Origin of the sequence: Acinetobacter sp. WU_MDCI_Abxb74 (assembly GCF_025513915.1) — a bacterium.
GTDB lineage: Bacteria > Pseudomonadota > Gammaproteobacteria > Pseudomonadales > Moraxellaceae > Acinetobacter > Acinetobacter calcoaceticus_C.
Genome location: NZ_JAHPRP010000019.1, coordinates 21521 through 27655 on the forward strand (window position 1 = coordinate 21521; position 6135 = coordinate 27655).

6 protein-coding genes are annotated in these 6135 nt (G+C 35.3%); 2 read left to right on the forward strand and 4 right to left on the reverse strand.

Going from position 1 to position 6135, the window contains the following annotated elements:
* Positions 1-31 precede the first annotated feature (31 nt).
* The gene (locus KTH84_RS18770; RefSeq protein ID WP_042898328.1) at positions 32-841 is read left to right on the forward strand and encodes a lysophospholipid acyltransferase family protein; all 810 of its coding nucleotides are present in this window, start codon (positions 32-34) and stop codon (positions 839-841) included.
* On the opposite strand, the gene KTH84_RS18775 is transcribed toward KTH84_RS18770, so the two are convergent.
* Complete coding sequence (locus KTH84_RS18775; protein WP_202743924.1) at positions 842-2467, reverse strand: phospholipase D family protein; 1626 nt, start codon at positions 2465-2467, stop codon at positions 842-844.
* A gap of 106 nt (positions 2468-2573) precedes the next feature.
* On the opposite strand from KTH84_RS18775, the gene KTH84_RS18780 reads away from it, so the two are divergent.
* Complete coding sequence (locus KTH84_RS18780; protein ID WP_262474742.1) at positions 2574-3584, forward strand: metallophosphoesterase; 1011 nt, start codon at positions 2574-2576, stop codon at positions 3582-3584.
* A gap of 47 nt (positions 3585-3631) precedes the next feature.
* Here the strand turns inward: KTH84_RS18780 and KTH84_RS18785 are convergent, their stop codons facing one another.
* The 3 genes from KTH84_RS18785 to KTH84_RS18795 are packed head-to-tail and all read right to left on the reverse strand — an operon-like array spanning position 3632 to position 5858.
* Positions 3632-4111 (reverse strand): OmpA family protein, encoded by a 480-nt coding sequence (locus KTH84_RS18785; protein WP_262474744.1) that lies wholly within the window; start codon positions 4109-4111, stop codon positions 3632-3634.
* 14 nt (positions 4112-4125) lie between these two features.
* On the reverse strand, positions 4126-5349 hold the full coding sequence (locus tag KTH84_RS18790; RefSeq protein ID WP_197730973.1) for a diguanylate cyclase domain-containing protein: 1224 nt from the start codon (positions 5347-5349) through the stop codon (positions 4126-4128).
* Positions 5350-5354: 5 nt separating this feature from the next.
* The gene (locus KTH84_RS18795) at positions 5355-5858 is read right to left on the reverse strand and encodes a YfiR family protein (RefSeq protein ID WP_042898331.1); all 504 of its coding nucleotides are present in this window, start codon (positions 5856-5858) and stop codon (positions 5355-5357) included.
* Positions 5859-6135 lie beyond the last annotated feature (277 nt).

Genomic DNA, 6135 nt, shown 5'->3' on the forward strand with positions numbered 1-6135 from the left:
TATAACAATGATTGATCGTTAGTGAAATTTTATGGCTCAAACGCAAAGTATAGTTAATTCAACGTTAAAGAAATTATCAAAAATAGGTTTATACGGAAAAAAAGTCACTTCTGCCACGGCTGCAATTAGTGAAGGTTTTTATTTAGTTTATCGACATGGCCTTTATAAAGATCCTAATAATCCGGTCAATACACGCTATGTTCAATATTTTTGCCGCCGTTTATGTCAGGTTTTTAACTTAGACGTAGAAGTACACGGAACAATTCCTAGAGAACCTGCCCTTTGGGTAAGTAATCATATTTCCTGGCTAGATGTTGCTGTTTTAGGTTCGGGGGCTCGAGTTTTCTTTCTTGCTAAAGCCGAAATTGAAAATTGGCCCATTTTAGGGAATCTGGCTAAAGGTGGTGGAACTTTATTTATTAAGCGTGGGTCGGGGGATTCAGTTAGAATCCGTGAGCAAATTACCGAATTTTTAAAACAAAATATTCCTGTACTATTTTTCCCTGAAGCGACTACTACAGATGGGCATTCTGTTAAGAAAGTACATGGTCGTTTACTCGGAGCTGCTATTGAGGCTCAACGCCCAGTGCAAGTATGTTTGATTTGTTATGTAAACCGTCATGGGCAATTAGATACAGTTGCCCCTTTCATTGGTGAGATGACATTTGCTGAACATATTCAACGTGTACTTGAAATGCCGAAAGTAACAGCTCATTTACTAACGTTACCTCCAATTCCTGTAGAAGGGCACGACGTGAAAAGTTTAACGCGCGAAGTTCAAGAAAAAATGGTAGAAGGTTTGGCTCAACTACATCAGAAAGTACTTAAGCCAAAAAGTTAATTACATAAATCCTTCAAGTGGCAGCCATGAAAGAAATTTTATGCCTGCTTTTTGCCACCATTTCATCTCTGGTTCCTGTTTATAAATTAAAGGACCGTTTGGAGTTTCTTGCTGCCAATAAATATGATTATTAGGATCTAGCTTTAGCTTATAGGCATATTTATTTAAATTTTCGTCCATCGTATGGTGAATTGTCTTAGCCAACGATGGGCTATCTAAAATTACGCCAATTTCAGTATTCAAATAAGCTGAGCGCGGATCAAAATTAAATGAACCAATAAAAACCTGCTCATCTAATGCCATAAGTTTAGTATGCAAACTTGAGCGACTTAATCCTTTCATGTTCACTTTCGCTTTAGTTGCAAGCTCATCTGTATTTTTATTTAAATCTCTTTTATCGGGTGTCGGTAAAAACTCATAAAGTTGTACGCCGTTTTTAAGAAGTTCTTTACGGTACTTCCCATAAAAGGCATGAACAACGGCAACGTCATTCGCTTTAAACGAGTTAGTTAAAACTCGCACTTCAACACCTTCTTTAGCAAGAGTACTTAAAATCTTGGCGCCTTGCTTCTCTGGAATAAAATAAGCTGAAATTAAGTCAACGTTACTTTCTGGTTTTTCTAAATGGTTAATTAACTGGAAATTTAGGTGTTCTTCTTTTTTAGCCTTTGACTTGATTTTATCAGGCGAGTCTTTTACAACTTCTGCTTTGACCCAGTCGAATTGAATATTGCGATTTAACCATTCATCAAATGCATGTGATTTTGCGGTTAAGTTTAGAAAGTTTTGAACTGTCGCCTGTTGGTAGTGAGCTTCGAGTTGCTCTTTTAATCCTTCATAACGTAGACGATGTTGCTCTGGACTTACAATACTTTGAACTGAATATGCATATTCATGATTCCAGTAATCATCAAATGAATTCACAATGTCATCAACAGCAGCACCAACTAACATCACATCGACATCAGAGAATTGATAACTATCACTTACGTTGTAATATTGATTTGTCATGTTACGTCCGCCAATAAGAGCAACCTCATTGTCGGCAATAAAACTTTTATTATGCATGCGACGATTGATACGTTTTAAGTCAAGAACCATATCCATCGCACGATATTTACGAAAACGGTATGGGTTAAAAAGCTTCACTTCAATATTTTTATGCTGAGAAAGGGCGAGTAAAATCCCTTCTATTTTTTTTGCATTATTGTCATCAATAAGAAGTCGAACTTTTACACCACGATCAGCTGCCCGAATAATCGCGTGCAAGGCTAAAGCACCAACTTTGTCATTGTCCCAAATGTAATATTGTAAATCTAACGTTTTTTCAGCTTTATCAATTAATCTTAGGCGGGCTGCTAGAGCCTCCAAGGGATCATTTAAGACATGGTAACCCGTTAGCTTGGGATTCTGCTGACGTAAGGGAGTAATCAGTTTGGCAAGTGAGGTCTGAGAAGTATCAATATCTTTTGCATATTGTACTGGCTCAACACTATGTTTTGGCAGAGTACTACATCCTGTCAAACCCACAGCAAAACTAGAACATAGGACTAAAGAAGCTTTTATCAAAAAGCCATTAGCTTGTTGATTCGTTTGAAGCTGTTTGGATCGAAAGGATTGTGCCATAATCAGTACATACGATAACGTGAGCTAGAGTATAGTTCGTGCATATTGAAAGATAAATATTGAATTTGATTACTAGCAATCAATATAAGATAAGTCGAGAATCGTAATGTGGAACCCAAATTCAATCATCTTTTGTTTTTACTTTATTTTTTCAATACTTGCTTTATGGGGAATTTCTGAAGCTTGGATTCATCAATCTCGAACCGAGACGATTCATCCATTTAAAGCTTTTGTCCATTTACTCGCATTTTATCTCTCTTATCTACTTATTCCTCTCTGGTTTTTTAATTTATATGCTGCCTGGATTGGTTACTATTCAATTCACCAAGGTATTTTTATCTTTTTCTTAAGTGGTGTTTTAATTTACGCTCGATTTATTGAACCTCATCTAGTACGTGTCGATACTCATCAATATCGGTTAAATCCAGATCGTAGTTTTAATAAACCTGTAAAGGTAGCCTTAATTGCTGATTTACATATTGGTTTATTTTCAGGGCATGAGCGCCAACTCAAAACGATAGTTAGAAAATTAAATGAGCAGCAACCTGATTTAGTGGTTGTGGCAGGTGATTGGACATATGAACCAGAAGACAGATTAATTCAAGAATTGAGTGTTTTAAAAGAAATTCAGGCGCCTGTTTACTCTGTTCCTGGAAACCATGATGAGCAATATCCAGGACCACCTATTCAACAATTGTTAAAAGATGCCTTGTTTTATAATGAAGTTGTCGATATTGAAGGCAAAATAGTTGATTTTGAAGAATTCCGTCTGATTGGCATTGGCGATCTCTGGGCTGGAAAAACCGATATGCGTTCCATGCCAGATTTACCCCAAGATAAACCTTGGTTAATCCTTTCTCATAATCCTGATACAGTAGATATGGTGCCTAAATTGCCAAATCGTCCATTAATGCTATCTGGGCATACGCATGGTGGGCAGGTGGAGCTTCCATGGCTAACTAACTATATTATGAAAAAAGTATCAATTTTAGGGCATAAAAGAGGGCTTTATTCCCACGAATATGCCGATGTCTTTGTTACAGTTGGCACAGGAATGGTCGGAATTCCTTTACGTTTTAGAGTGCCGCCAACCATTGATATTATTGAGTTAGTTTAAAATAAAAAAGCCAATCACAAAGGATTGGCTTTTTTATAAATTGAAAATTATGGAATAACGACAATAGCAACACGTCGATTAATCGCACGATTTTCATTGGTTGTATTTGGGACATAAGGCTGAGTTGAACCACGTCCAATCACATAGATATTTTCTTTTTTAAATCCGCGAGCTAAGAAAAGGTTTGCCACGCTTTGTGCACGCTCTTCAGATAGCTTTTGATTATAAGTTGCATCGCCAACATCATCAGTGTGCCCAACAATTTTCAATTTATTTAAATCATATTTATTCAATTGATTTGCTAGACGTGTTAACTCAGCTTCATGGCTCTGTTTTAACTCTGCATTATTAAAGTCAAATAACAAACGTTCTGGTAAACCCAGTGTCCATCCTTCATCAGTAAGAACAAAACCTTCTTTCTTAAGCAATTTTACCTGACGATATTTTAATGGACCAAAACTCAGGCACCCTGCAAGAGTAATGCATAGCAATGCAATAAAGGAGAGTTTTAAAGATCTTGTATTCATAGATTAGCCTAAATTTAATTTTCAGGTTTATAGATAAACCAGTGTTCATCCGAATTTTTAGCCTTATACATTGCTTGATCTGCTTGCATAATGAAATCTTCGGGGCTAGATGCAAATTGTGATAAAGCAATACCTACACTAAAACTGAAATAAATGGTTTGTCCATTTAGCTGCAAAGGTTCTTTACAGCTTTCGAGTAAATTTTCAGCAATAGATATTAAATGATCAGCATGGCTAATGGAATGCAAAATGACGGCAAATTCATCACCACCTAAACGTGCAATAAAATCTTGATGGCGTAAACGGGTTTGCAAGCGGTTGGCCATTTCTTTTAAAACTTCATCTCCAGCCAAATGTCCAAACTGGTCATTAATCGCTTTGAAGTTATTGTTATCTAGAAACAATAAAGCAGACTTGTTATCAAATCCCTTATCTTCAAACATATCTAATAGAACTTGATAAAAATAATGTCTATTCGGTAATAATGTAAGCTGATCGTGATGAGCCTGAAATGATAATTTACGATTTTCTTTTTGTAATTGATTGTCCCATATCTGAATTTCTTCAAGTAACTCATTAAAAACAGTATTTAAATCTTGAAATTCTTTAATTCGGTTATAAGGAAAACGAAGATTATAAGCTTTTTGTTCACTTACAATTTGAGCAATATTGGTAAGTGGATAAATCGCCTGCATAATTTGGCGATAAGTTAAGTTTACTGACCACCACAAAGCGCAAACAATAAACAACATTGCAATTGCAAGTCCTACGATAATCATTTTGAGGAACTGCAATATTTTTTCTGAACTACCAAAAAGTGTTAATTCACCTACATTTTGTTCGTGATGATAAATTGTAAGATGAACGGGCTCATTTAAAAACCAATGATCAAACCAACCCTCCAAAATTGAGGTTTGACTTGATAATTTAAAACTTTGTGCAATTAAATGATGTTCTGAATCATAAATATGAATAGTACGAATTGAATGATCATTGGTGTATTCATTCAAAATTTGCTCTATCGTAATTTTATCATTAAATACAACTGCGGGCTGAATACGCTCTAGCAGAGTATGGCTGAGCAATTGCAAATTTTGTTTGGCGTAAGTTTCCATTGTAAAAACAGAAATCGATACAAACGTAAAAGAGCAGATAAAGAAAGTAATTGCAAAAATAGTAAATTGAGATTTTCTAAATAAAGCATGCAATGAAGTGGACTGATACAACTTTGATATCATGATCCTTACTCCGCATTCTTAGCCAAGAGCAATACTCTTGGATCAATATGAACTTTGGAGTGACTTAAAGCATCTAAGTTAACTTTAAAGGTAGTGTAATTATTTTGATTGTATAAACAAAAGATACTTCCTATTTCACATTCTGAATTATTAATACTTAAAGAAAGTAAAGAACGATAAGGATAGTTCTGAATAAGGCTTTGTTGTTGCTGTGGAGAAGTAGTAGAAAAATAAACTGCCTGACAATGTGACCGAGCAAAATCTTTCGCGTTTACAGTTTGAACACGATAATTATAAGACATTTGCTGGATATAAGATTGAAAGGTAGATGTAATGGAGGGATTATCAATAACACAAAGAGTAGGAGTATTTACATTCTCCCACTTACTATAGCTTAGAATAGATAAAGTAAGCACATAGAAGTTATGTTTTGAATTGGCATAACAAGGCCCACTCGTAGCAAACACTACAAGTATGCAAACAAATACTTTTTTAGCGAACTGCCACATGGTGAGTTAATGCCAAACTATTGCACGAATAATCTATTCTACATGAAGTTGATAAACTAAAAAAAGTTTAATATCTCATCTAACGTTGACTGAACTGCCTAAAAAAAAGGCATATATATGACTTTTTTCGTAAAATAGAAGAAAAAAACGGCACTCGATAGAAAAAGGCTGAAATACCCCTTGCAAAGGAAAGTTAATCCTCTATAATGCACATCCATCGGCGGTGATGCAGATAGAAACTTGTTGAAAAACAGTTACTTGGAATTGAGTAGATTGC

Excerpts from the sequence above, each read along its gene's own strand:
- KTH84_RS18790 (WP_197730973.1), bottom strand. The coding sequence starts at position 5,349 with ATGATATCAAAGTTGTATCAGTCCACTTCATTGCATGCTTTATTTAGA.
- KTH84_RS18775 (WP_202743924.1), bottom strand. The coding sequence starts at position 2,467 with ATGGCACAATCCTTTCGATCCAAACAGCTTCAAACGAATCAACAAGCT.
- KTH84_RS18780 (WP_262474742.1), top strand. The coding sequence starts at position 2,574 with ATGTGGAACCCAAATTCAATCATCTTTTGTTTTTACTTTATTTTTTCA.
- KTH84_RS18770 (WP_042898328.1), top strand. The coding sequence starts at position 32 with ATGGCTCAAACGCAAAGTATAGTTAATTCAACGTTAAAGAAATTATCA.
- KTH84_RS18785 (WP_262474744.1), bottom strand. The coding sequence starts at position 4,111 with ATGAATACAAGATCTTTAAAACTCTCCTTTATTGCATTGCTATGCATT.
- KTH84_RS18795 (WP_042898331.1), bottom strand. The coding sequence starts at position 5,858 with ATGTGGCAGTTCGCTAAAAAAGTATTTGTTTGCATACTTGTAGTGTTT.